Source organism: Spongiactinospora sp. TRM90649, from assembly GCF_029382225.1.
Taxonomy (GTDB): domain Bacteria; phylum Actinomycetota; class Actinomycetes; order Streptosporangiales; family Streptosporangiaceae; genus Spongiactinospora.
The window spans coordinates 1-23,279 of the sequence record NZ_JARLTC010000026.1 but is presented as its reverse complement, the minus strand read 5'-3'; the positions used below and the strand labels follow the sequence as shown (position 1 = coordinate 23,279).

At 73.9% G+C, this 23,279-nt stretch carries 21 protein-coding genes; 17 read left to right on the top strand and 4 right to left on the bottom strand.

Annotation, left to right across the window (positions count from 1 at the left end):
• Positions 1 to 30 precede the first annotated feature (30 nt).
• The 9 genes from P3X83_RS26785 to P3X83_RS26745 all read left to right on the top strand — a co-directional run bounded on the left by P3X83_RS26785 (position 31) and on the right by P3X83_RS26745 (position 9,994).
• Entirely contained in the window at positions 31 to 885 is an 855-nt protein-coding gene (locus tag P3X83_RS26785; RefSeq protein WP_277307990.1) for a radical SAM protein, read from the top strand.
• On the top strand, positions 882 to 2,156 hold the full coding sequence (locus P3X83_RS26780) for an amidohydrolase (RefSeq protein ID WP_277307989.1): 1,275 nt from the start codon (positions 882 to 884) through the stop codon (positions 2,154 to 2,156). The genes P3X83_RS26785 and P3X83_RS26780 overlap by 4 nt, the downstream gene beginning before the upstream one ends.
• The gene (locus P3X83_RS26775) at positions 2,056 to 2,889 is read left to right on the top strand and encodes a phytanoyl-CoA dioxygenase family protein (protein ID WP_277307988.1); all 834 of its coding nucleotides are present in this window, start codon (positions 2,056 to 2,058) and stop codon (positions 2,887 to 2,889) included. Before P3X83_RS26780 ends, P3X83_RS26775 begins: the two co-directional genes overlap by 101 nt.
• Entirely contained in the window at positions 2,886 to 3,992 is a 1,107-nt protein-coding gene (locus P3X83_RS26770; protein WP_277307987.1) for an ATP-grasp domain-containing protein, read from the top strand. The genes P3X83_RS26775 and P3X83_RS26770 overlap by 4 nt, the downstream gene beginning before the upstream one ends.
• Before the next feature lie 82 nt (positions 3,993 to 4,074).
• Positions 4,075 to 5,256, top strand: coding sequence for an ATP-grasp domain-containing protein (locus P3X83_RS26765; protein ID WP_277307986.1), 1,182 nt, complete (start codon positions 4,075 to 4,077; stop codon positions 5,254 to 5,256).
• On the top strand, positions 5,253 to 6,503 hold the full coding sequence (locus tag P3X83_RS26760; RefSeq protein WP_277307985.1) for an MFS transporter: 1,251 nt from the start codon (positions 5,253 to 5,255) through the stop codon (positions 6,501 to 6,503). Before P3X83_RS26765 ends, P3X83_RS26760 begins: the two co-directional genes overlap by 4 nt.
• Positions 6,496 to 7,635 carry a hypothetical protein gene (locus P3X83_RS26755; RefSeq protein WP_277307984.1) on the top strand — a complete coding sequence of 380 codons (1,140 nt, stop codon included), beginning with the start codon at positions 6,496 to 6,498 and terminating at the stop codon, positions 7,633 to 7,635. Before P3X83_RS26760 ends, P3X83_RS26755 begins: the two co-directional genes overlap by 8 nt.
• A 45-nt stretch (positions 7,636 to 7,680) precedes the next feature.
• The gene (gene serS / locus P3X83_RS26750) at positions 7,681 to 8,961 is read left to right on the top strand and encodes a serine--tRNA ligase (RefSeq protein WP_277307983.1); all 1,281 of its coding nucleotides are present in this window, start codon (positions 7,681 to 7,683) and stop codon (positions 8,959 to 8,961) included.
• Position 8,962: 1 nt separating this feature from the next.
• On the top strand, positions 8,963 to 9,994 hold the full coding sequence (locus P3X83_RS26745) for a zinc-dependent alcohol dehydrogenase family protein (RefSeq protein ID WP_277307982.1): 1,032 nt from the start codon (positions 8,963 to 8,965) through the stop codon (positions 9,992 to 9,994).
• Positions 9,995 to 10,013: 19 nt separating this feature from the next.
• Here P3X83_RS26745 and P3X83_RS26740 read toward each other — a convergent pair whose 3' ends face one another.
• On the bottom strand, positions 10,014 to 11,543 hold the full coding sequence (locus P3X83_RS26740; protein WP_277307981.1) for an AfsR/SARP family transcriptional regulator: 1,530 nt from the start codon (positions 11,541 to 11,543) through the stop codon (positions 10,014 to 10,016).
• A 149-nt stretch (positions 11,544 to 11,692) separates the two neighbouring features.
• Here P3X83_RS26740 and P3X83_RS26735 point away from each other — a divergent pair, with 149 nt between their 5' ends.
• Positions 11,693 to 12,682 (top strand): hypothetical protein, encoded by a 990-nt coding sequence (locus P3X83_RS26735; protein WP_277307980.1) that lies wholly within the window; start codon positions 11,693 to 11,695, stop codon positions 12,680 to 12,682.
• 43 nt (positions 12,683 to 12,725) lie between these two features.
• Positions 12,726 to 13,892, top strand: a complete 1,167-nt coding sequence (locus P3X83_RS26730) for a helix-turn-helix transcriptional regulator (protein ID WP_277307979.1) — start codon at positions 12,726 to 12,728, stop codon at positions 13,890 to 13,892.
• An 8-nt stretch (positions 13,893 to 13,900) separates the two neighbouring features.
• Here P3X83_RS26730 and P3X83_RS26725 read toward each other — a convergent pair whose 3' ends face one another.
• Positions 13,901 to 16,759 carry a TIR domain-containing protein gene (locus P3X83_RS26725; protein ID WP_277307978.1) on the bottom strand — a complete coding sequence of 953 codons (2,859 nt, stop codon included), beginning with the start codon at positions 16,757 to 16,759 and terminating at the stop codon, positions 13,901 to 13,903.
• A gap of 195 nt (positions 16,760 to 16,954) precedes the next feature.
• Here P3X83_RS26725 and P3X83_RS26720 point away from each other — a divergent pair, with 195 nt between their 5' ends.
• Both P3X83_RS26720 and P3X83_RS26715 read left to right on the top strand, forming a co-directional pair.
• On the top strand, positions 16,955 to 17,170 hold the full coding sequence (locus P3X83_RS26720; RefSeq protein WP_277307977.1) for a hypothetical protein: 216 nt from the start codon (positions 16,955 to 16,957) through the stop codon (positions 17,168 to 17,170).
• 29 nt (positions 17,171 to 17,199) lie between these two features.
• Entirely contained in the window at positions 17,200 to 17,544 is a 345-nt protein-coding gene (locus P3X83_RS26715; RefSeq protein ID WP_277307976.1) for a hypothetical protein, read from the top strand.
• 388 nt (positions 17,545 to 17,932) lie between these two features.
• Here P3X83_RS26715 and P3X83_RS26710 read toward each other — a convergent pair whose 3' ends face one another.
• Positions 17,933 to 19,024, bottom strand: a complete 1,092-nt coding sequence (locus tag P3X83_RS26710) for an ATP-binding protein (protein ID WP_277307975.1) — start codon at positions 19,022 to 19,024, stop codon at positions 17,933 to 17,935.
• The gene (locus P3X83_RS26705) at positions 19,024 to 19,677 is read right to left on the bottom strand and encodes a response regulator transcription factor (protein ID WP_277307974.1); all 654 of its coding nucleotides are present in this window, start codon (positions 19,675 to 19,677) and stop codon (positions 19,024 to 19,026) included. The genes P3X83_RS26710 and P3X83_RS26705 overlap by 1 nt, the downstream gene beginning before the upstream one ends.
• An 86-nt stretch (positions 19,678 to 19,763) precedes the next feature.
• Here P3X83_RS26705 and P3X83_RS26700 point away from each other — a divergent pair, with 86 nt between their 5' ends.
• From P3X83_RS26700 to P3X83_RS26685, 4 genes are read left to right on the top strand one after another with little or no spacing between them, the layout of a single operon-like run.
• Complete coding sequence (locus tag P3X83_RS26700; protein WP_277307973.1) at positions 19,764 to 20,180, top strand: hypothetical protein; 417 nt, start codon at positions 19,764 to 19,766, stop codon at positions 20,178 to 20,180.
• Positions 20,180 to 21,241: a peptidoglycan-binding protein gene (locus P3X83_RS26695; RefSeq protein ID WP_277307972.1), complete on the top strand. Its 1,062-nt coding sequence runs from the start codon at positions 20,180 to 20,182 to the stop codon at positions 21,239 to 21,241. Before P3X83_RS26700 ends, P3X83_RS26695 begins: the two co-directional genes overlap by 1 nt.
• Positions 21,238 to 21,927 carry an ABC transporter ATP-binding protein gene (locus tag P3X83_RS26690; protein WP_277307971.1) on the top strand — a complete coding sequence of 230 codons (690 nt, stop codon included), beginning with the start codon at positions 21,238 to 21,240 and terminating at the stop codon, positions 21,925 to 21,927. Before P3X83_RS26695 ends, P3X83_RS26690 begins: the two co-directional genes overlap by 4 nt.
• Positions 21,924 to 23,126 carry an ABC transporter permease gene (locus P3X83_RS26685; RefSeq protein WP_277307970.1) on the top strand — a complete coding sequence of 401 codons (1,203 nt, stop codon included), beginning with the start codon at positions 21,924 to 21,926 and terminating at the stop codon, positions 23,124 to 23,126. The genes P3X83_RS26690 and P3X83_RS26685 overlap by 4 nt, the downstream gene beginning before the upstream one ends.
• Positions 23,127 to 23,279: the final 153 nt, after the last annotated feature.

Below are 23,279 nucleotides of genomic sequence, written 5' to 3'. Positions count from 1 at the left end.
TGTGAGGCGATGATGCCCGATGATGCCCCGATGACGACCGACAGCCCGCTCCGGCTCACCGAGCGCCACGCCGACGAGGAGGGCACCGTCAAGTACCTGTGGACGCTCGCCGACGGCCGCCGGGTCGAGACGGTCTTCTTCTCCCACCACGCGGGGCCCGGCCAGTGCCTGTCCACGCAGGCCGGGTGCGCGGTGGGATGCACCTTCTGCGCGACCGCGCTGCAACGCCCGGCCCGCGATCTGACCGCCGACGAGATCGTCGCGCAGGCCGTCGGGGTCGACCGGGACTGCGCCGAGCGCGGCGCCGAAGTGCCCTGGCGGTTCGTCACCCTGTCCGGGATGGGCGAGCCGCTGCTCAACTACGCCCATACCGTGGAGGCCGCCCGGCGGCTCTACGAGTGGACCTCCATCGACGTGGTGTCGGCGACCACCTCGGGGATCGTGCCCCGCATCTACCAGCTCGCCGACGAGGACACCTACGTCCAGTTGCACGTCTCGCTGCACGCGACGCAGGACGAGACGCGGCGGCGGCTCATCCCCATCACCCGCAGGTGGGGGATCGCCGAGGTGCTGAAGGCGGCGGGCCACTTCGCCACGACGCGCGAGCGCCAGGTGATCGTCAACTACCTGCTGTTCGAGGGGGTCAACGACTCACCCGACGACGGCCGCCGCCTGGTCGAGCTGCTCGACCCTGAGCTGTTCGAGGTCCATCTGCTGCTCTGGAACGAGATCCCCGGCTTCGAGTTCCGCCGCATCGGCGACGAGCGGGTGGCGGAGTTCCGGCACCTGCTGTCCGGCGCGGGACTGATGGCCAAGGCGATGCCCAGCAAGGGGCGCGACATCCAGGCCGGATGCGGGCAGCTCCTGGCCGAGCGGCCCGCGTGAGGCGCGACGCGGCGGAGCCGGCGCTCGCCCGGCGGTTGCGGCGGGCGGTGCACCGCCGTCCGGAACTGGCCCATCGCGAGCACCGGACGGCGGCGTACGTCGAGCGCGTCCTGAGGCTGTTCGGGCTGCGGCCGTTCCGGCCCGCGCCGACGAGCGTCGCGGTCGTGGCTGGCGATCCGGCACGGCGTCCGCGCGCCGGGTTCCGCGCCGACCTGGACGCGCTGGCGGTGACCGAGACGACGACTGTTCCGTACGCCTCGCGCGTCCCGGGGGTCATGCACGCGTGCGGCCACGACGGGCACACGGCGGCGCTGCTGTTGCTGGCCCGGCGCCTGGCGCGCGCGGCGCCCTGGGGCGGGTCGGCCCTGCTGGTGTTCCAGCAGGGCGAGGAGGCGCATCCGTCCGGCGCGCCGCGCGTGCTGCGCGGGTTGCCGCCCGCCGTGCTGCCGGACGAGTTCTACGCCGTCCACCTGTGGCCGGAGCTGCCCGCCGGGGTGATCGGCGTGCGCGAGGGACCGCTGCTGGCGTCCGTGGCGGGGCTGACCTTCCACGTCACCGGCCGGGAGGGCAGGGCGCACGGCACCCGCTCGGAGTCCGGCGGCGTCAACGCCGTGGCCGCCGCCGTCCGCCTCTACACGGTCCTGACCTCCGATCCGACCGGGCGGGAGGTGGGCGCGGGGCAGGGGCTGGCGCTGGGGCGGATCGAGGGCGGCGAGCACCCGAACCGGGTGCCGCTGCGGTGCGAGCTGCGCGGCACGCTGCGGGCGCTCACCTTTCGCGAGCAGGAGAGCGCCGTGCGGCGGATCCGCGAGGTGGCGGCGGCGGTGGCCGACGAGACCGGCGCGGCCGTCGAGGTGCTCGTGGAGGCCGGCATCCGCCCGCCCGTGGAGAACGCACCGGAGGCCGCCCGGCGGGCGCTGATGGCGTGCCGCGCCACAGGGACGCCCCACAAGCGCTACCCGGACGGCCCGCTCGGCGTGAGCGATGACTTCGGCTGGTTCCTCCAGGACCGTCCGGGCGCGCTCCTGCTGCTCGGCTGCGGGAACGGCCCGCAGCCCCCGGATCTGCACACCTCCGCGTTCGACTTCGACGAGGAGGTGCTGCTCTCGGCCGTGGACGTGTTCGACGCGCTGGCCCGGCCGGGGACGGCGAACGACGACGAGGTGGACGATGGAGACCGACGAACGCGACTGGACGTCCCTGCGCACCGGGGAACGCGTCCGCAATCTGGAGATCGAGGGCTACGTCGTGCTGCCGGGTCTCCTGGCTGAGGACGAGGTGCGCGCGCTGGGCGAGGCGGCGGGGCGGATCGGGCTGCGCCGGTCCGGCTACACCGACCGGCAGTGGTTCGCGCACGACATCCAGTGGGACGCCGACCCGCTGATCACCCGGACGCTCGGCGCGGGCCCGGCGATGGACTTCCTGGCCGCGCTGTTCGACGACGACGTGATCTGCATCGGGATGACGTACTCCCGCTCCGATCCCGGCTACCCGGGGATGGTGCTGCACACCGACAGCCATCCCTACGGGTCGGAGCAGCTCGGCGCGAAGGGCACGTCGCCGGTGATCGTCCGGGTGCTGTACTACCTGGACGACCTCACGCCGGAACGCGCCCCGCTGCGGGTGGTGCCGCACTCGCACCTGAGCCTGCACCGCGACGCGATGCCGTACCGCAGGTACCGCGAGCATCCGGAGGAGCGGCAGGTGCTCTGCCGGGCGGGCGACGCCGTGGTGATCAACCACCGCGTCTTCCACGCGGCGGGCCCGAACACCGCCGGCGGGAGCCGCCGCATGCTGGCCGCGTCGTACCGCCCGGCGTGGGCCCGCCCGGTACGGCGCGCGGCCGAGTATCACGCCACCGAACTCGCCCGGCTGGCCCCCGAGCTGCGCCCGCTGTTCGCCGAGCAGAACCGCGGCCTGGCCGACACCGCCCTGGCCCGGTGGAACGACGACCTGCCCGGCGCGGCCCCCGGCGTCGGCCCGCTCCGCTGGAGCAGGCCGTGAACCGACAGGCCGTGACCCAGAGCGCCGTGAACCAGCGGCTGACCGAGGGCGCCGCCGCCGAGGCGTTCCGGCGGGAGCCGTCACACGAACAGGTGCACCACGTCGTGGCCTCGCGCAGCGTCGCGCCGTGGCTGGAGTACTTCTGCTCGGCCCCGGTGGAGCGGATCCACCACGCGGGCGAGCATGTGAGCGCCCGGGTCCTGCTGGAGGACCGGCTGCTGCCGCTCGCGCCCCGGCTGGTGGTGTTCCACTCCAACCACTACTCGCTGCCCAGGGACATCGAGCTGGCCACGACGCTGCGCGGCCTCGGCATTCCCGCGCTGGCGCAGAGCGGCCGATGCGCCCGGCTGGGCCTGGACAAACTGGCGCTGCGCGACTTCCTGGCCCGCCGGGGCGTGCCGATGCCGGAACTGCGGTCGCCGGGCAAGCCCGCCCGGCCCGGCGAGCGCTGGGTGATCAAGCACCGCGCCGGTACGGCGGGCCTGCACAACAGAATGGCCGACGACGGCAGGCACGCCCAGCCCGCCGCGGCCGACGAGTACGTCGAGCGCTTCGTGGACGGCGAGGAGTACTCCGTCATCGCCTACGCGGACGCGACCCGGGTGGTGACGTTCCCGCTCATCCAGAAGGGCCGCGCCCGCTTCGACCTGCTGCCGCCGCACATGCGGGGGCGGATCTGCCCCGCCGTCGGCGTGGACCCGGCGCTTGAGGCGCGCATGATGGAGATCACGCGGCTGATCGCCACCGACTCCCGCTGCTCGACCTGGCTGGAGGTGGAGTTCATCGTCCCCGACGACGGTGAGCCGCTGGTCCTGGAGATCAACCCGCGGGTGTCGGGCACACTGCGGATCGGCGCGATGGTCACCGGGCTGCGCGCCTTCGACCTGCCGACCAGCCCGGCGGTGCGCGGCCACCTGCCGTCGCTGACGTCGGCGGTGGAGGCCCCGTGGTTCGGCGCGGCGGTGCTTGACCCGGACCGCCAGGTGTTCGCCACGAGCCGGATCACGGTGTGCGGCGCGGACCGGGCCGAACTTGAGGGCAAGCTGGCCGAGGCCGGGCTGAGCCTTTCCGACGTTCTCGCGGAGGCGGGCATCGCCATTTGAGAAACGCCGGAACTCGGCGAACATTTCAGTTGATCCCCCCGTCGAACCTTATACAGGCGATGCTCTGGAAAGGGAGACGGGAATGCGAGTCCTGATAGTCGGGACGGGGGTGCGACGCGAGTTCGGGCTGCGTTCGCTACGCGACGCCGGGCACGTGGTCGGCATCGTGGACCTGCTCCATCGAATACCGGTCGAATGGTGCGACCGGTATTCGGCGGCGAATCCGCGAGACACCCTTGAAGTGGTGAAAGCGATAGAGACAATGGACATTCCATGGGACGCGGTGCTGTGCTGGGAGGATTCCGCGCTCGATTCCGCGCACGCCGCCGCCGGACGGCTGGGCCTGCCGCGTCCGCTGATGGATTCGGTGTGCTTCCGTGACAAGGCGGCCATGCACCGGCGGCTGCGCGCGGCGTCCGTGCCGAGCGCCCAGCTCGGTGACGCGTCCGATCTGGCGGAATGCGTGCGGCTGGTCCGGGCGGCCGGGTTCCCCGCCGTGGTCAAGCCCGCCGACGGCTCGGGCAGCTCCGGCGTGCAGATCGTCCGCGAGCCCGGTGAGGTCGCCGCCGCGTTCCGGGCCGCAGCCCCTCGGGGCCACAGCGGCCGGGTCGTCGTGGATCGCTACCTGGACGGGCCCGAGTTCAGCGTGGAGTCCGTCTCGTGGGGGGCCGGGGAACACGAGATCGTCGGCATCACCGAGAAGACCTGCACCAGCCCGCCGTACTGCGTGGAGCTGGCGCACTACTTCCCGGCCGAGGTGCCGGACGACCTGGCGGCACGGATCGGGCAGGTCGTGACGGACGCGCTCACCGCGCTCGGCATGCGCGCCGGCGTCTCGCACGCCGAGGTCCGGGTGGTGGACGGCACGCCGTACGTGATCGAGGTGGCCGGGCGGCCGGCGGGCGACTTCATCCCCAAGCTGGTCCGCCTGGCCACCGGGCGCGACCTGCACCTGCTCGAACTCGCGGCGGTCACCGGCACGCGCGCACCCGAGGGCGAACCGTCGTGCCAGGCCGCCGCCGTGGCCTTCTTCCAGGGCGAACCGGACGCCGTGATCGCCCGCCCGGACGTCCACGCGGTCCTCGCCGACCCGGTGCTCGGGGGCGCCGCGATCGAGCTGGCCTACTGGTGGCGCGACGGCGCGCGGGCGCCGATGGTCAGGTCGAGCGGGGACCGGCTGGGCCACTGCGTGCTGGCCGGGCGCGCCGAGCAGGTCAGGCAGGCGCTGTCGCTGGTCGGCCGGTTGGAGCCCGTCGGCGCATGATGCGACCCTTCTGGCTGCTGACCCTGGCCGCCTGCGTCTCACGCGTCGGCGACCAGCTCCTCACCGTGGCGCTGCCGATCACCGTGCTGTCCGCCTCCGGGTCGATGCTGCTCGGCGTGCTCAGCCTCGGCGTCATGTACGCGCCGTACCTGCTGTCCCCGCTGCTCGGGGTGATCATCGACCGGTACGACCGGCGGGCCGTGTTCGCCGCCGCCGAGATCACGCGGGCGATCACCGTGGCGCTGCTCCCGCCGCTGCTGGACGGCGGGCACCTCGCCGCCGCGTTCACCGTCCTGCTGGTCTCCGGCACGGCGGGCGCCGCCGCCTCCATCACCAGCGACTTCCACCTGATCCCCACCCTTGTCCCGCCGGACCGCGTGGAGTGGGCCTACGGCCGCCACTCCGGCCTGCTCCAGGTGGCCAGGTTCGCCGGCCCGGCCCTCGCGGGCGTCAGTGTCGGCGCCCTGGGCGTGAGCGCGACGATCTGGCTGAACGCGGCGACCTTCCTGCTCACCGCCGCCGTCGCGGGCGTGCTGCCCCGGGGCTCGGGGGCCGCCGCTGCCGGTGAGCCCGGGGGCCTGCGGGAGATGTTCGGCGCGGGGGTCGCCGAGTTCCGCCGCGACCACCGCATCGTGCGGCTGACGTTCGCGCTGGCCGCCTACAACCTGGGCAGCGGGGGCCTGGCCGGGCTGTTCGTGGTGGTGGCCACCGGCACCTGGCACTGGCCGGTGGAGCAGGTCGGCCTCGCCTGGAGCGCGTCCGCCCTGGCCACCATGGCCGGGTCGCTGCTGTCCAGGCGCATGTTCCCCCGGGCCTCGGTCGAGCGCCGGATCACGCTGTGGCTGGCCGTGTGCGCCGCCGGGGGACTGCTCGGCCTGGCCGGTCATCCGGTACCCGTGCTGATCGGCGTCTACGCCATCGGGCTCGGCGAGGGCGGGATGAACGTGGCCACCCTGTCGTTCCGGCAGGACGTCATCAGGGCGGCCTACTCCGGGCGGGTCAACTCGATCATCAGGATGTTCGTGATGGCGGCGATTCCGCTGTCCTCGCTGGTGCTCGGCTCGGCCGCCGGCACCGGCCGGGCGGCGCTGATGTTCGCCCCGGCGGTCGCGGGCGCGGGGGCCGCGCTGGCCGCCTGGGGACCGGTGGACCGGGCCTGGCACCGCTACCGCCCCCGCCATGTCAAGGGCAGAGGCCACAGGTCCAGGCCCGTCACGAGAAGCGAAAGGACGGTCTCCCGTGTATGACGTCAAGGTCGCATTGGCGATCGGGGGGATACCCGCCCGCGACTGGGACGCACTGGCCACCGGGGCGAGCTTCTACCTGAGCCACGACTGGCTGGCCTACATGGAGCAGAACCGCTCGGTGCGGGTGCGGTACGTACTGGCCCACGACGACGGCGGCCTGGTCGCCGCGGCCCCCGTGTACTCGGTGCCCGGCGAGCGCAGCCCGCTGTACGCCCTCAGCGCGCTGGGGCTCACCGAGCACGACTCCGACACGATCTGCCTGGCCGGGAGCCGCCGCTGCCACCACAACGCGCCGCTGCTGCGCCCGGGCCTGTCAGCGGACGCGCGCCGTACCGCGCTCGACTTCCTCTCCGCGGGCGTCCTCGACGTGATGCGCGACCACGGGGCCGACGAGGGCTGGTGGCTCTACGTGCGCGACGACGCCGTTGCGGAGCTGGCCGCGTCGGCGGGCTGCGCGGTGCCGCTGCTGCTGGACCTGGACGCCTCGATCCCGCTGCCCGGCGACTCCTTCGACGACTACCTCGGGGCCTTCTCCAGGAAGCGCCGGGCACGGGTCCGCCAGGAGCTGGCCGCGTTCCGCGCCGCGGGCTACCGCCTGGACCTGGCCCCGCTCGGCGACCGCCTGGACGAGCTGGCCGGGCTGCTGTGCGGCACCCAGCGCAGGCACGGCCACGAGATGGACCCCGCCTCGGCCGCGCGCTACCTGGCCTCGCTCGCCGACGGCGTGCGCGCCCCCGGCGCGGTGCTGCGCTGCCACCTGGACGACGCCCTGGTGGGCTACGGCCACTACTACGACTTCGGCGGCACGCTGTGGCTGCGCAGCACCGGCTACGACTACGCGCGCCTGCTCGGCGCGGCCGAGTACTTCGTGGTCTGCTACTACGAGTTGGTGGCCACGGCGTACGCGACCGGCCGGGACAGGGTCCACCTCGGCATCAAGTCGATCGAGCCCAAGGTGCGCCGGGGCGCGACCGCGACGCCGCTGTGGGCGGTGCCGTTCGGACGGGCCGCCGAACACTGGACGGCCGGCCGCGCCAGGGCCTTCAACCGCCGCGCGGCCGACCGGCTGGGCGGCGAACTGGGCCCCTACGCCGGGGCCTCGATCAGCGATACCTGGGCGCGGTTCACCTGACCTGCGCGTAAGATTTGACGTCTTGAACAGCCTCGGAGGGGCAGGATGATCGATCCGAATCTGCTGACGGAAGACGTGGACGCCGTCGCCACGGCCCTCGCCAAGAAGGGCGTGGCGGTCGAAGACGTCCACGCGGCTCACGACGCGCTCGTCTCTCGCAAGGCGTCGCTGACCGAGCTGGAGAGTCTGCGTTCGGAGATGAACCGCCGGTCCAAGGAGGTCGGCCGCCTGATGGCCGCCAAGGACCCTTCCGCGCAGGCCGAACGCGAGCGTCTCGGCGAGCTGAAGACCCGCATCGCGGCCCAGGAGTCCGATTACCGCGACGCCGACGAGCGGTTCAGAGACCTGATGCTGCGGCTGCCCAACCTGCCCTCGCCCAAGGCCCCCGAGGGCGCCGACGAGGCCGACAACGTGGTGCTCCGCTACGAGGGCCCGGCCGCCGAGCAGTACGAGGGCGGCAGCTACCGCCCGCACTGGGAGATCGCCGAGGAGCTCGGCATCTTCGACGCCGAGCGCGCCGCCAAGCTGAGCGGCTCGGGCTTCGCGCTGCTCTTCGGCGACGGCTCGCGCCTGCTGCGCGGGCTCGTGCAGTTCGGCCTCGACCTGCACCGCGACACCTACACCGAGGTCACGGTGCCGCACCTGGTGCGCGGCCCGCTGATGGTCGGCACCGGGCACCTGCCCAAGTTCGCCGAAGACGCCTACAGCATCCAGCCCGACGACTACTGGCTCGTCCCCACCGGCGAGGTGCCGCTGACGGGCCTGCACCAGGACGAGATCCTCACCCGTGAGGAGCTGCCCAAGCGTTACATGACCCACACGGCGTGCTTCCGCCGCGAGGCCGGGTCGGCGGGCAAGGACACCCGGGGGTTCCAGCGGGTGCACGAGTTCCACAAGGTGGAGCTGGTCCGCATCTGCACGCCGGAGACGGTCGACGCCGAGTACGAAGGGCTGCTGGCCGACTGCGAGAAGGCGTTGCAGGTGCTCGGCCTGCCGTACCGCGTGGTCGATCTGGCCACCGGCGACCTCACGTTCTCCTCCTCGCGGATCTTCGACCTGGAGGCGTACGCCCCGGGCGTCGGCCGCTGGCTGGAGGTCTCCTCGGTCGGCAACTTCACCGACTACCAGGCGCGCCGGGGCAACATCCGCTACCGCACCGAGAGCGGCAAGACCGCCCCGGTGTTCACGCTGAACGGCTCGGCCATCGCCACCCCGCGCCTGTGGGCGGCGATCATCGAGCACGGGCAGCGTCCCGACGGCACGGTGGAGCTGCCCGAGGCGCTGGTGCCCTACGTCGGCACCGCCGTCATCAAGCCGCGCCGGTAGGGTGCGGGCCGCCCTGCTGTACGGCGCGGCCGACGTCCGCGTGGAGCACGTGCCCGATCCCCGGATCGAGGCGCCCAGCGACGCACTGGTCCGCGTGCTGCTCGCCGCCGTGTGCGGCAGCGACCTGTGGCCCTATCGCACGCTCGGGCCCACCGGCCAGGGTGTCCGGCTGGGCCACGAGTTCGTCGGGGTCGTGACGGAGACCGGCGGCGAGGTGACCGGCGTGCGGCCCGGCGACGTGGTCGTCGCGCCGTTCCGGTGGTCCGACGGCACGTGCGAGTTCTGCCGTGAGGGGCTGCACACCTCCTGCCTGTCCGGCGGGTCGTGGGGCGGGGCCCTCGACGGCGGGCAGGGCGAGGCCGTCCGGGTGCCGCGCGCCGACGGCACGCTCGTGCGGGTGCCGGTCGAGCCGGGAGACCCGCGCCTGCCCGCCGTGCTCACCCTGGCCGACGTGCTGGGCACGGGGCACCACGCGGCGCTGGCGGCGCGGGTGCGTCCCGGGGCGACCGTCCTCGTGGTCGGCGACGGCGCGGTGGGCCTGTGCGGGACGCTGGCCGCGTCGCGGCTGGGCGCGGAGCGGATCATCGTGCTCGGCCGCCACCCGGCCCGCGCCGAGGTCGCACGGGCGTTCGGGGCGACCGACGTGGTCGCCGCGCGGGGCGAGGAGGCCGTGCGGCGCGTCCATGAGCTGACCGGCGGGCACGGCGCGCACGCCGTCCTGGAGTGCGCGGGCACCGTCGCGTCGCTGCGGACCGCGCTGGACGCGGCCCGGCCGGGCGGCGCGGTCGGATACGTGGGCGTGCCCCGGGAGGACACCGGGATCGACACGCGCGGGCTGTTCCGCCGCAACGTCACGCTCGCCGGGGGCGTCGCCCCCGTGCGGCGGTACATCCCGGAGCTGCTCCCGGAGATCCTGGACGGCGGGCTCGACCCCTCCCCCGTCTTCGACCGCACGGTCGGCCTCGACGGCGTGCCCGCCGCCTACGCCGCCATGGACGCCCGCGAGGCGATCAAGGTCCTCATCACGCCGTAGCCGAGGCGCGCCATGACCGTCACCACAGCTCCGCGTCGTCGCCCAGTCCCATGGCCCCTTCTCGGCCCGCCAGCAGCGCGGACACCTCCGCCACGGTCAGGGTGGGCTGGACGGCCAGCCGCGTCCCGGCGATCCGCAGCGCCAGCGGCAGCCGCTCGCAGAGGTCGGCGAGCCGCCGCGCGGCGGCCGGGTCGCCGTCGATGCGGGCCGCCCCCGCCGTCATCCGCAGCAGGTGCACCGCCTCGCCCGCGCCGAGCGCGCCCAGCGGCACCGGCCGCGCGTCGTGCGAGACCATCAGCCCCGCCAGCCGCCTGCGGGCGGTGACCACGACGCAGCATCCCGCGCCGCCTGGCAGCAGCGGACGCACCTGGTCGGCGGAGGCGGCGGCGTCGAGCACGATCAGCGCCCGCCGCCCGCGCAGCACGCTGCGGTACAGCGCGGCGCGCTCCTCCGGGTCCGCCGGGATTCGGTCCCCGGTGACGCCGAGGGCCCGCAGGAACCGTTCGAGGACCACGCCGGGGCTCACCGGCCCGGTGCCGTTCCCCCGCAGGTCGGCGAACAACTGCCCGTCGGCGAACACGTCGGCGGCGCGATGCGCCCAGTGGAGCGCCAGCGCGGTCTTCCCGGCCCCGGCCACCCCGCTGATCACACTGACCGGCAGGCCCTGGACGGCCAGCAGGCCGTCCAGGGCGCGCAGTTCGGCGTCGCGGCCGGCGAACGCGGCGACGGCGGCCGGGAGCTGGGCCGGGCGCACCGGTCGCGGCGCGGGGGCGGCCGGGTGCATGGACGGGTCGCCGCGCAGGATGGCGAGGTGGACCTCGCGCAGGTCTCCGCCGGGTTCCAGGCCGAGTTCGCGCGCCAGCAGGCGCCTGCCGTCCTGGTAGAGGTCCAGCGCGTCGGTCTGGCGGCCGGTCCTGGCCAGCGCGGTCATGAGCTGGGCGCGGAGCCGTTCACGGAAGGGGTGTTGGGCGAGCAGGCCGGAGAGCCGCTCGATCAGCTCGGCGGGACGGCCCAGCGCGAACTGCACGTCGGCGAGTTCCTCGGTGGCGACCAGGCGCAGGTCCTCCCAGCGGCGCGCGCCCGCCGTCACGATCGTGCTGTCAAGGCCGCCGAGACCGTCGAGCACCGGCCCGCGCCACAGCCTCAGCGCGTCGCGGTAGAGCACCGCGGCCTCCTCGGCCCGGCCGTCGGCCACCGCGGACCGTGCCCAGAGCAGGCGTTCCTCGGCGGTCCAGGCGTCCAGGCGCACGCCGGTCACCCGCATCCGGTAGCCGGGGCCGCTGGTCTCGATCACGTCCGGGGGGCCGCCCGCCTGCCTGAGCGCGCGGCGCAGGTTGGAGACCGCCATGGCGATCTGGGTGCGGGCGGAGGCGGGAGGATCGTGTTCCCAGACCGCCTCCATCAGGCGGGGCACCGGCACCACCCGCCCGGCGTCGAGCAGCAGCGTGGCCAGCGTGAGCTGGGTCCTCCTGCCCCGTACGCCGATCGGCCGTTCTCCCACAGCCGCGTCCAGCCGTCCGAGGATCCGGAACTCGATCGGGTCTCCCACCGCCGGCGTCCCCCCGGGTCGTGACCACGGCGACGGCCCCCTCCGATCTCCCGCCGCCGTGCGCGCGACGCTATCCGGCGGCGATATTGATTCGGTTAATCCGTCTCGGCCCGTGGCGATCCGCGCGGTGCTCGCGCATGCTGGGCCCTATGCGCGGTGAGGTGGTGGTGGCCGGGGGCGACGCCGAGGTGCCGGACAGCTTTCACGCGGCGGTCGGCCTGGCCGGCGCCGGGACGGCCATGGACGAGGCCGTGGCGCGCCTGCGGGCGGGCTGGCAGGGCCCGGGCAGGCTGGTGCTGGTGACCGGCGGCGACACCGCCTACGCGGACGCGGTGCTCGGCGGGCCGCCCGACGTGGGCCGCCACGAGCGGGCGCCCGGCCGTTTCGTGCCGCCGCCCGGTGCGCCCGAGACGGTCGTGCCCGCCGTGCTGCGCGCGCTAGGCCCCGGCGCCGCCCGCCGCGACGGCGAGCGCGAGGTGCCGCTGGAGATCTGGCGCACCCCCACCTTCCGCCGCTGGTACGCGGTGCAGCGCACGGCCCGCAACCGGCTGGTCGGAGCGCGTCCGGTGTGGAGCTTCCACTCCCGCTCCGGCCTGCTGTTCTTCTGGGCGCTGCACGTCACCGTCTACGTCGCGGCAGAGCGCCGCACCAAGCAGAATGAGGTGGTGCTGGCCCGCCCGGACACCGCCAGCGTGCTGCTGCACCACGGCGGCCCGTCCCCGGCGGACACCGTACTCGTGCTGGTCCGCGAGTACCGCTCTCCGGGCACCGCCGCCGACGGCTTCGTGCACGAGCTGCCTGGCGGGTCCGGCCCGCATCCGGCGATGCACGACCTGGCCGCCGCCGAGGTCTGGGAGGAGACCGGCCTGCGGCTCGATCCGGCGCGGCTGCGCCGGCACGGGCACCGCCCGGTCGCGGCCACCGTGTCGGCCCACCACGCGCACCTGTACTCGGCTGAGCTGACCGATGCCGAGCTGGAGTGGTTCCGGCGCTGCGCGAGGCCGGGCGGCGACACCGGCAGGGGCGAGGTGACCTGGCCCGCGCTGCACACGTTCGACGCGGTGATGTCCCAGCGGCTGGTGGACTGGACGACGCTCGGCATGATCTCGCAGGTCCTGTTCGGTGGCCGATGTATCTGAAAAGATGGATATGTAGACCGCGCCGGTGAGCGAGCGATGATTCATGAGCACAGAGTTCGGACGTGAGCTGCGACGGCGGCGGCTGGCCGCCGGTCTCTCGCTGCGCGAGCTGAGCGACGGCGTCCGGTTCGACCGGGGCTATCTCAGCAAGGTGGAGACCGGCGTGCGCGCGCCGAGCCGCGCCCTGGCCGACGCCTGCGACGAGTACCTGATGGCGAAAGGCGCGCTCACCCGGCTGTCCCCTGAGCGCGCCGGGCGCGGCGCGGGCAGCGACCCCCGCTGGTCGGCGGACGGCCCCGGCGAGAGCTACGAGCCCGACGGCGACGTGGTCGCCACCTTCGAGACCATGCTCGGCCAGCATCGCCGCCTCGGTCAGCAGTTGCCCCCGCGGCTCGTGCTCCGCCAGGCGTCCGAGCAGGTGCGGACGCTGCGCGCGCTGGCCGTCCCCGGTCCGCTGCGGCCACGGGTGCTGCTGCTGGCGGCCCGCTACGCGGAGTACGCCGGGTGGATGGCGCAGGAGTCCGGCGACGTGCCGCTGGCCTGGCGGTGGACGGCCTACGCCGTACGGCTCGCGGGCCGCGCCGGTGACCGCACGATGGCCGCCCACGCCCACGTCCGCCGCGCCGGGCTCGCCCTGTACGCGGGCGACGCCGACGAGGTGATCGGGCTGTCGCTGCGCGCGCTGGCGGCGGCCCCCGGCGATTCACGCATTCACAAGCTCGCCACCCAGCGGCAGGCGCAGGGCCACGCGCTGCGCGGCGAGACCGGCGAGGTGGAGCGGCTGCTCGACGGCGCCGCCGTGCTGTCGCCGCGCCCGGCCGGGCCGTACCGCGACGGCATGGCGCTCGGCTCGGCGACCGTCTTCGACCAGGACGCCGCCGTCGCCGGCTGGTGCTACCACGACCTCGGCCGCTACGGCCGGGCCGTCGATCTGCTCGAACCGGTGGTCGAGGGGCTGCCCCCGTGGGCGCGGCGGGCACGCGGCCGGTTCGGCTCCCGGCTGGCCAGGGCCCAGCTCGGCGCGGGCCGGGCCGACGCCGCGTGCGCCACCGGGTTCCGGTTGATCGAGCGGGGCGACGGCGTCGCCTCCGCGACGCTCGCCACCGAGCTGCGCCTGCTGACCGGCGAGCTGTCGGCCTGGCGGGCCCGCTACGCCCCGGCGGGAGACCTGGCGCGGGCGCTGAGCGACCTGCTGCGAGTTCCCGCCTGACGCTCGGCTCAGGCGAGTGACCCCCAGCCCTGTGTAGGGGGCGCCATGCCGCCGGTGACCGCCGCGACGATCGCGTCCGGGGCCAGGTCGGCGGGGCCGAGGATCATGCCCAGGTTGCCGACCCGTTCGTAGTCGCCGTACGGGTCCAGGTACAGGTAGTCGAGGATCCACCAGCCGCTCAGCGGGCTCCAGTAGAGCGCGCGCAGGTCGCCTTCGCCCAACGCGATCGCGATCACGGTGAGCGGGTACTCCTCGCCGTGCTCCGTCGCCGTCGTCAGGGTGCCGTGCCGCCGGTAGATCCCCGCCACCCGCGCGGCGGCCACCACGTCGTCCACGGGGGTCGGCTCGGTGGCGTCCACCGGGGCGTCGAGCAGCAGGGTGATCTGCTCGGCGAGCCGCCGCCTGGCCTCGTGCAGCTCCTCCTTGGTGGCGTGGCGCGCGGGCAGCGTGTCGCGCAGCACGTCGGGGGCCAGGTCGGGCGGCACCGGGACGTCCTTGGCCGAGATGTAGCCGAGCCGTTCCAGGGCCCACTGCAGCAGGCGGTCCTGCTGGCGCAGCCGGGCGATCCGCCGCAGCCGGTCGAGCAGACCGGCGAGCGCGGCCGACTCGGCGTCCGGGTCGTCCACCAGGTCGAGGTAGGCGCGCAGCGCGTCGGTGAGCAGCCGCTCCTCGGCCTGCTGGCTGGTCCGCATCCGCCGCGAGACGATCGGCGAGAGGGGGTCGGTGGCGAGGGTGGGACGCATCCGCTCGACCGCCTTGCGGGCCATCTCGCGGCCCTCGGCCCGCCGTCCGATACGGCCCAGGCTGTGCGCGAGCAGGGTGTGGACCTCCACCCGCCGCTGGTCCATCACCGCTTCGGTGAACCCGGGACCGTACGCTTCGAGCGACATCCGCAGCGCCCGGACCGCCGCCTCGTGCTCGCCGAGCACGCTGTGCGCGAGCCCCAGCATCCGCGACACCTCGGCGATGGTCAGCCGGTCGGGGTTCGCGCGGGTGTGCTCGGCCGACAGAAGGAACCGGGCGGTGATCACCAGCAGCTCGCCGTACTCGGGTTCCGGCGGGATCAGCGGGAGCATGGAGTGGGCGACGCCCATGGTGGTGCACCGCCGGGCCATCACGATCAGCGCCTGGATCAGCGGGCGCGGGTCCTCCAGGCGCTGCGCCGTCCACAGGGCCATCCGGGGCAGGTTGGCCAGGTCGCCCTCGATCAGCTCGGCGATGCGCTCCACCAGGTGCGGGTGGCGCGGCGCGGCCCGGCCCAGGACCAGCAGCGCCCGCTGGGCGTGCTCGGCGTCGAGGTGCTCGGCCAGGCCCCTGACCAGTTCCGGGTGCTCGGCGACGGTCAGGGCGACGTGCTCCTCGCCGAGCCGGTCGGGGCGTAACGCGTGCGGGGCGGTGGTGCCGAGCACCTGCTCCCCCGGCGGGTAGAGCCGGGCCAGCCAGCGCTGGTAGCGCCTGATCACCTGCATCGGCTCCTGGCAGAACGTCTGCTGGACGGCCAGCACCCGGTAGGCGGTGTCCTCGCGCGCCCCGCCGTACATGGTGGCGGCGGCGACCGCGACGGCCAGCCGCTCGCGGTGCGGGTCGGGCAGTTCGGCCGCCAGGGCGCCGCGCTTCCAGTCCTGCCGCTCGTGGTGCAGCAGCCTGATCACCGGGTCGGTCTCCTCGGCGGTGAGGTCGTCGGGCCGGGTGACCGGGCCGAGCACCGCGCCGAGCGCGGCGGCGTGCACGTCGAGCACCCGGTCGGTGCCCATCAGCTCGACCGGCGCGGGGGCGGCGGGCGGTGGCGCGGGACGGCCGAGCCGTTCGGCGAACAGCGCCGCCGCGTCCCGGAACTCCGCGTCGTGGTCCAGGGCCCCGCCGAGTCCGCCGAGTTCGAGCGGGCGCACGCCGAGCAGCAGCGCCGCCGCCGCGTCGTTGCTCCGCTCGACGATCTCCTCGAACCAGGCCCCGGCCGTGCGGCTGATCAGGATCATCCGCACCGGCGCGGCGTCCGGCCCGCGGCCGGTGAGCGCGGACAGGATGTCGGCGACCTGCGCGGTGGCCGGTTCGGCGCGGTCGATCAGCGCGAGCGCCGACACCCCGCTCTCGCTCAGCGCGACCACGTCGTTCAGCGTCACCTCGCTGGACAGCGCCCCGGCGACCCATCCCGCGCGGCGCGAGCGCTCGCAGAACTCCAGGGCGAGCCGGGTCTTGCCCTGCCCGGCGGCCCCGACGATCACCTCGACGCCCAGCGGATCCGGCGCGTCGCGCCAGGCTTCCAGGCGGGCCAGTTCCTTCTTCCGCCCGTGGAACGGCACCACCCCGTGCTCGGGCAGCAGCAGCGTGCTGGGCAGCGCCCCGGCGGGCGCCTCCTGATCCGCCCGCACGAAGTGCCGGACGGCCAGCTCCGGAGCCTCCTTGTGCAGCTTGGCGATGAGCCCCGGCAGGTCCGCCACGACATGCCTGGCCCGGAAGTGCACGGTCTGCCGCTCGGTCAGCGAACGCAGCTCGGGCGGCAGGTATTTCTCCTCGGGCACCCGGCGCAGGTTGCCCAGCAGCACCGGGATCACCGGAATCTCCGGATCCAGGGCCAGCGCGTAGCCGATCTCCCGGCGCACCCAGTCGTCATCGCGCCACAGCGCCCGCTCCGCCTCGGGCGCCTTGGTGTCCAGCCAGTGCCGCCCGACCAGCACGAGCATCACGCACATCTCGTCGAGCCCGGCCTCGATGACCGGCGGGAAGGTCGCCCCCGCGCCCACCGACCGGCTGGCCTTGAAGACCGTGTCGGGCCCGAAGGTCCTGGTCAGCGCGTGGTCGATGAAGGCGGCGGCGTCCCCGGCATCGGTCTGGCGGTAATTGATGAAGATCTTGTGTCGCACGCGCACAGCCAGAAAGTACCCCAGCGGGCTGAGGTTCCGGCGAATGCTACGGGCCCGAATTTCGGTTGTACGCCACCCCAAATGATGTCACTTCGAAGTGACAACAGCCGCGTACTGTTACCGCGATTCCGGCGATGCCAGCCTGAAAGAGGTCCACCGCGACCGCACTTTTCAGTTCGACCTCACAGGGAGGGGGTCGCCATGGTGGCGCACATCTTGGTCCACGCCGTAGCACATCTGGCGAAGAAGGGTATCGAGGCGCTCAGCGAGGCCGAGGTGAAGTCGCTCCGGAAGAACACCGGCGACTTCAACAAGTGCCCGTACTGCTCTTTCCGGGCCTCGGGCTCGGAATCGGCACGCGTCAAGGCGATCAGAAAGCACCTGGTCGGCTCGCACGGCCAGATCTGGCGGGTGTAAGCAGCGAAAACCCTTGGGGGGTTGAGTTCATGCCGTACATTCCCGGCGTCGAGATCCTACTGTTCAAAGGGTTCGCCGCACTGAAGGCGTTGCTCGCCGCGAAGGGCGCGGTGGCCACGACGGTCGCCCACCAGGCCGGCAGCACCGCCATCCAGGCACTGGGGAGCAACCTGTTCGGGCAGAGCGCGATGAGCCTGCTGCCCGCGCTGAGCAACGCGGTGGCCCAGGGCGCGGCGGTCCTGGTCATCGGCGGGGCCACGTACACCGTCGCCGAGGTCGCCGCGTACGTGATCGCGCAGATGCGCGGCGAGGGCTACTCGGACGCGCAGATCCGCACGTACCTGCAGGAGAACTACAACATCGAGTGGGGATGATCGTATTTTCCCGCTGAGTTCCGCCCCGGGCGATCGCCCGGGGCGGAGCTTCGTTTTAAGGCTCTTCATACATTCGCCGCGTACAACCTGATGCATGGACGAGCCCGCCCCCGCGCGCGTTCTCGTCGTTGACGACGAGCCGAACACCGGATCGCCGGGCTCACCGACGGGGGCGACGACTACGTCACCGCCTCCCGGTCCGGCTGCGCCCGGAGCGCGCAGGCTCACCTCGCCCTCGGGCAGCTTGAGGAGGCGTGCGCCACCGGCCGTCAGGCAATCCAGGCAGCCGAGGGGCTTCAATCGATCCGCCCCACCGAAGCCCTCACCGACCTTCGCGACCAGATGCACCCACACCGGGACACGCCTGCCGTCCGCGACTTCCTCGACCTCACGGCCTGACGAACCGCACGGTCAGCTCCAACCCCCCGCCCACTCCCGCATTGGGGCGGGCGGTGACCTCCGCGTCGTGGGCGCGGGCGATGGCGGCGACGATCGACAACCCCAGGCCCGCGCCGCCGTTCGATCGGGAGCGGGCGGGGTGCAGCCGCCGGAACGGCTCGAACAGCTCGGTCACCCGGTCGGGTGGCACCGCGGGGCCGGTGTTCCGCACGGTCAGCGTGCCGTCCGCGGACAGTCCCACCGCGACCTGACCGTCCGGCCGGTTGTAGCGGACCGCGTTGTCCAGCAGGTTGGTGACCAGGCGGGCCAGCAGGGTCGGGTCGCCGGCGACCGTGACCGGCTCCGCGTCGGCCGTCACCTCGATCTCCCCGGCCCGCACCTCGCGCACGGCCTTGCGGACCACCTCGTCGAGCGCGACCGGCTCCCGGCTGTCGAGGCCGTGCTCGCTCTGCGCCAGCGTCAGCAGCGCCTCGATCAGCCGCTCGCTGCGCTCGGTCGCGTTCAGCAGTTCCCGCCGCACCTGGGGGAGGCGCTCCAGGGACGGCGCGGTGAGCCCGATCTCGATCGCGGCCCGCTGGATGGCCAGCGGAGTGCGCAGTTCGTGCGAGGCGTTGGCGACGAACCGGCGCTGGCTCTCGACCGACCGCTCCAACCGGTCGAGCATGTCGTCGAACGTGTCGGCCAGTTCCTTGAGGTCGTCGCGCGGGCCGTCCAGGGAGATCCGCTGGTGCAGGCTCGACAGCGACAGCCGCCGCGCGGTCGCGGTGATGGTGTGGATCGGCCGCAGCACCCGCCCGGCCAGCCACCAGCCCACCGCGACGGAGACCACCGTCAGCACGGCGATGACGACCCCGGTGACCAGCCACTGCCAGCGCAGCACGCTGTAGTGCAGCCCGATCGCGACCCGGGCGGCGGCGTCCTGCGGGATCTCCGCGCCGTCGGGCCCGCGGGTACCGGAGATCTGCACCCGCAGGATGCCCTCCATCAGCAGGTTGACGGTGACCAGCAGGACGGTGGCGGTGGCGAGGAACAGTCCGGCGTACAGGGCGGTCAGCCGGACCCGGATCGTGCGCCGCCGCATCACAGCCGGTATCCGGTGCCCGGCACCGTCTCGATCAGGGACGGCTCGCCCAGCTTGGCCCGCAGCTTGCTGACGGTCACCCGGACCGCCGTGGTGAACGGGTCGGCGTTCTCGTCCCACGCCTGTTCGAGCAGTTGCTCGCTGCTCACCACGGCTCCCCTGGCGCGCATCAGCACTTCCAGCACGGCGTACTCCTTACGCGAAAGCGGCAGGTAACGGCCGTCGCGGAACGCCTGTTTGCGGGGCGCGTCCAGGGTGATCCCGTTGCGTTCGAGGACCGGCGGCAGCGGGGCCTGGCTGCGCCGTCCCAGCGCCAGGACCCTGGCCACCAGTTCCTCGTAGGCGAACGGCTTGGGCAGATAGTCGTCGGCCCCCAGGCCCAGCCCGGCCACCCGTTCCGGCACGGACGCCGCCGCCGTCAGCATCAGGATCCGGGTGCGCGCCCCCGAACCGGCCAATTCGCGGCAGAGGTCGTCACCGTGCAGGCCCGGCAGGTCGCGATCGAGCACGAGCACGTCGTAGTCGTTGACCGCCAGCCGCTCGGAGGCGGCCTCGCCGTCGTAGACGACGTCCACCGCCATCGCGTACCGTCGCAGCCCTTCGGCCACCAGGTCGGCCAGCACCTGCTCGTCCTCGGCCACCAGCACTCGCATGTGGTGTTCCTATCCGCCGGGGCGTTGCCACGGAGTTAACGTTTCCGCTCGCATCCCGGCAACATCATCGTCGCCAGTCTGGGGCCATGCGACGAACCCTGTTCGCCGGTGCGGCCCTGCTGCTCGCCACCGGCTGCGGCACGACCGGAACGCCCGGCGTGTCCCCCGCCCAGGAGCACGACCAGATCATCAAGTACGTCCAGTGCCTGCGGCAGCACGGCGTCGAGGCCCCCGACCCGCCGCCCGGCGAGAACAGCCTCCGGATCAAGGCCGGCTCTCCGGAGAAGGGCCAGGCCGCGCAGGAGGCGTGCAAGCAGCACGCGCCGAAGACCGGCGGCGGCCCGAACAACGCCGATGACGACGAGGACATGCTCGAACTGGCCAGGTGCCTGCGCGAACGCGGGCTCGACGTGGCCGACCCGCAGCCCGGCAAGGGCGTGCGGATACCTGATGGGGACCGGAACGAGCAGCTCGTCCAGGCGTGCACGCGCGAGGCCGAGTGATGCGCCGTAGGTGGGCGGTGATCGCGGGGGTCGCGGCGGCGGCTGTCGGCGCGACGGTGGCCGCCGTAGCGCTGCCCGCCTCGGCGCCGACTTCTCCCGCCGCGTCCGCTTCGGTCGCTCCCCCTTCGGTCGCGACCGCCGAGGTGGTCAGGACCGATCTGGTGGACCGCAGCGACGTGGACGGCACGCTCGGCCACGCGCGTCCAAGCGTGATCGTGGGGCACGGCGGCACGCTCACCTGGCTGCCCAGGACCGGAGCGGTGATCCGGCGCGGGCAGCGGGTGCACGGCGTGGACGGGCACGCCGTCCCCCTCTTGTACGGGTCCGTCCCACTGTGGCGGGCGCTAGGCGTCGGCAGCCGGGGCCGGGACGTGCTCCTGCTGGAACGCAACCTGGCCGCGCTCGGCCACCACCTGACCGTGGACGAGCACTACACCTGGACGACCGCGCGGGCCGTCCGGAGCTGGCAGCGCGAGCTGCGCATGCCCCGGACCGGTGTGGTGAACCCGGGCGACGCGGTCGTCGCGCCGGGGCCGCTGCGGATCACGGCGGTGCGCGGCACCCTCGGGGCGCCCGCGCGGGGCACGGTGCTGACGGGCACCGGCACGGAGCGGCGCGTCACGGTGCGGCTCCCGGTCACGCGGCAGGCGCTGGCCAAGGTTCGGGCGAAGGTCCGGATCGAGCTGCCCGGCGGCCGGGCCACGACCGGCCGCGTGACCCGGATCGGCACCCTCGCCACCGCCGCCCCGAGCGAGGATCCGGGCGCGGGTGAGGGCACCCGGACGGCGACCGTTCCCGTCGAGATCGCCCTCGACCGGCCGTCGGCGGCGGGCCGCCTGGACGGAGCGCCGGTCACGGTCGGCTTCGCGGGCGCGACACGGAAGGGAGTGCTGGCCGTGCCCGTGAACGCGCTGACGGCCGGAGACACCGGCGGCTACGCCGTCGAGGCGGTGCCCGGCGGGCCGATCCCGGTGCGGCTCGGCCTGTTCGCGGACGGCAAGGTCGAGGTCTCCGGGCCGGGGCTCGCCGCCGGGATGCGGGTGGAGGTGCCGTCGCCGTGAACGGCGAGCCCACGGTACGGCTGGACGCCGTCTCCAAGACCTATCCGGGCGGGGTGCGGGCGCTGCGCGCGGCGTCGCTGACGGTATGGCCGGGCGAACTGGTCGCGGTGGCCGGGCCGTCCGGGTCGGGCAAGTCCACGCTGCTGCATCTGATGGGGGCGCTGGACGTGCCGGGCGAAGGTGCGGTGCGGCTGCTCGGGCACGACGTCGCCCGGCTGCCGGACCGGCGGCTGTCGGCCGTCCGGGGCCGCTGGATCGGGTTCGTCTTCCAGCGGTTCTTCCTGACCGCCCACCTCACCGCCCTGGAGAACGTGGCCACCGGGCTGCTTTACCACGGCCTTCCGGCCGCCGAACGCCGGGACCGGGCGGCGGCGGCCCTCGCCCGCGTCGGCCTGGGACACCGGCTCGGGCACCGCCCGGCGGAACTGTCCGGCGGGGAAGGGCAGCGCGTCGCGGTGGCGCGGGCCATCGTCGGGCGTCCGGCGCTGATCCTCGCCGACGAGCCCACCGGCAACCTCGACTCGGCCGCCGGGGCAGGCGTCCTGGACCTGCTCACCGACCTCAACCGCGAAGGGACGACCATTGTGATCATCACCCACGACCGGCAGGCCGCGGCGGCCCTCCCCCGCCGCGTCGAGATCCTCGACGGCCGAATCCACTCGGACACCGGCGTGGTGCCCGCATGACCCGCGACGGGCTGCCGGAGCCGACCCGGTTGCGCGGCCGGGACGCCCTCGGGCTCGGCCTCGCCGGAGTACGGGGACGGCCGGGGCGCGCCGTGCTCTCCGCCCTCGGCGTGGCGATCGGCGTCGCCGCGCTGGTCGCCGTGCTCGCCATCGGCACGGCCGGGCAGGCCGGGCTGGCCGACCAGCTCCAGCGGCTGGGCACCAACCTGCTGACCGTCACCTCGGGACAGAGCCTCACCGGAGGGCGGGCGGAGCTGCCGGAGGAGGCGATCGGCATGATCTCCCGGGTCGCGGGGGTGACCTCGGTGACGGGGGTAGGGGTGGTGCCGGGGGCGACGGCTCGCCGTACGGACCTGATCGACCCGCGGGTGACCGGGGGCATCGCCGTCCAGGCCGCCCGGCTCGACCTGCTCGACGCGGTGGGCGGCACGGTCGGCTCCGGGGCCTGGCTCAACGCGGCTACCGCCCGCTACCCGGCGGTCGTGCTCGGCGCGGTCTCCGCCGCCCGCCTCGGCATCGACCGCGCCGGGCGACGTGTCTACATCTCCGGAGGCTGGTGGACGGTCACCGGAGTGCTCGACCCGCTCCCGCTCTTCCCCGACCTCGACCGCTCGGCCCTGATCGGCTGGCCCGCCGCCGAACGCGCACTGGGCTTCGACGGCCGCCCGACCACCCTCCACGTCCGCGCGGCGGATCCGATGGTGGCCCGCGTCGCCTCCGTGCTCGCCGCCACCACCGACCCCCGGCACCCGGAACAGGTGACGGTCACCCGCCCCTCCGATGCCCTCACCGCCCGCCTGGCCGCGATGTCCACCTTCACCGCCCTCTTCCTCGGACTGGGCGCGGTCGCCCTGGTGGTCGGCGGCGTCGGCATCGCCAACATCATGGTCATCTCGGTCCTGGAACGCCGCCAGGAGATCGGCCTCCGACGCGCCCTCGGCGCCACCCGCGCCCACATCCGCGTCCAGTTCCTCACCGAGTCGGTCACCCTCGCCCTCCTCGGCGGCCTCGCCGGAGTCACCCTGGGCCTCACCATCGGCCTCGCCTACGCCGCCTACCAGGAGTGGCCCCTCCTCCTTCCCTGGCAGGCCCTCCTCACCGGCGTCCTCTCCGCCCTGACCCTAGGCACCACCGCCGGCCTCTACCCGGCCCACCGCGCCGCCCGCCTCACCCCCACCCAGGCCCTCACCACGGGGTAGTCACACGCTTTCGGGCATACGCCATACCTCGGCATCACCGCGTCCGGCCGCTCGCCGTCCGAGACCATGACTTTGGGGGTGTGTCCAGTTTTCGGTGTATCTCGATCTTGACTAGTTATCGAGTGGTCGGGGTCAGCCGGCCTTCGAAGGTGA

Coding starts and splice junctions, on each gene's coding strand:
- P3X83_RS26785 (WP_277307990.1), top strand. CDS start 31: ATGACGACCGACAGCCCGCTCCGGCTCACCGAGCGCCACGCCGACGAG.
- P3X83_RS26775 (WP_277307988.1), top strand. CDS start 2,056: ATGGAGACCGACGAACGCGACTGGACGTCCCTGCGCACCGGGGAACGC.
- P3X83_RS26765 (WP_277307986.1), top strand. CDS start 4,075: ATGCGAGTCCTGATAGTCGGGACGGGGGTGCGACGCGAGTTCGGGCTG.
- P3X83_RS26760 (WP_277307985.1), top strand. CDS start 5,253: ATGATGCGACCCTTCTGGCTGCTGACCCTGGCCGCCTGCGTCTCACGC.
- serS (WP_277307983.1), top strand. CDS start 7,681: ATGATCGATCCGAATCTGCTGACGGAAGACGTGGACGCCGTCGCCACG.
- P3X83_RS26735 (WP_277307980.1), top strand. CDS start 11,693: ATGCGCGGTGAGGTGGTGGTGGCCGGGGGCGACGCCGAGGTGCCGGAC.
- P3X83_RS26730 (WP_277307979.1), top strand. CDS start 12,726: ATGAGCACAGAGTTCGGACGTGAGCTGCGACGGCGGCGGCTGGCCGCC.
- P3X83_RS26720 (WP_277307977.1), top strand. CDS start 16,955: ATGGTGGCGCACATCTTGGTCCACGCCGTAGCACATCTGGCGAAGAAG.
- P3X83_RS26715 (WP_277307976.1), top strand. CDS start 17,200: ATGCCGTACATTCCCGGCGTCGAGATCCTACTGTTCAAAGGGTTCGCC.
- P3X83_RS26710 (WP_277307975.1), bottom strand. CDS start 19,024: ATGCGGCGGCGCACGATCCGGGTCCGGCTGACCGCCCTGTACGCCGGA.
- P3X83_RS26705 (WP_277307974.1), bottom strand. CDS start 19,677: ATGCGAGTGCTGGTGGCCGAGGACGAGCAGGTGCTGGCCGACCTGGTG.
- P3X83_RS26700 (WP_277307973.1), top strand. CDS start 19,764: ATGCGACGAACCCTGTTCGCCGGTGCGGCCCTGCTGCTCGCCACCGGC.
- P3X83_RS26695 (WP_277307972.1), top strand. CDS start 20,180: ATGCGCCGTAGGTGGGCGGTGATCGCGGGGGTCGCGGCGGCGGCTGTC.
- P3X83_RS26685 (WP_277307970.1), top strand. CDS start 21,924: ATGACCCGCGACGGGCTGCCGGAGCCGACCCGGTTGCGCGGCCGGGAC.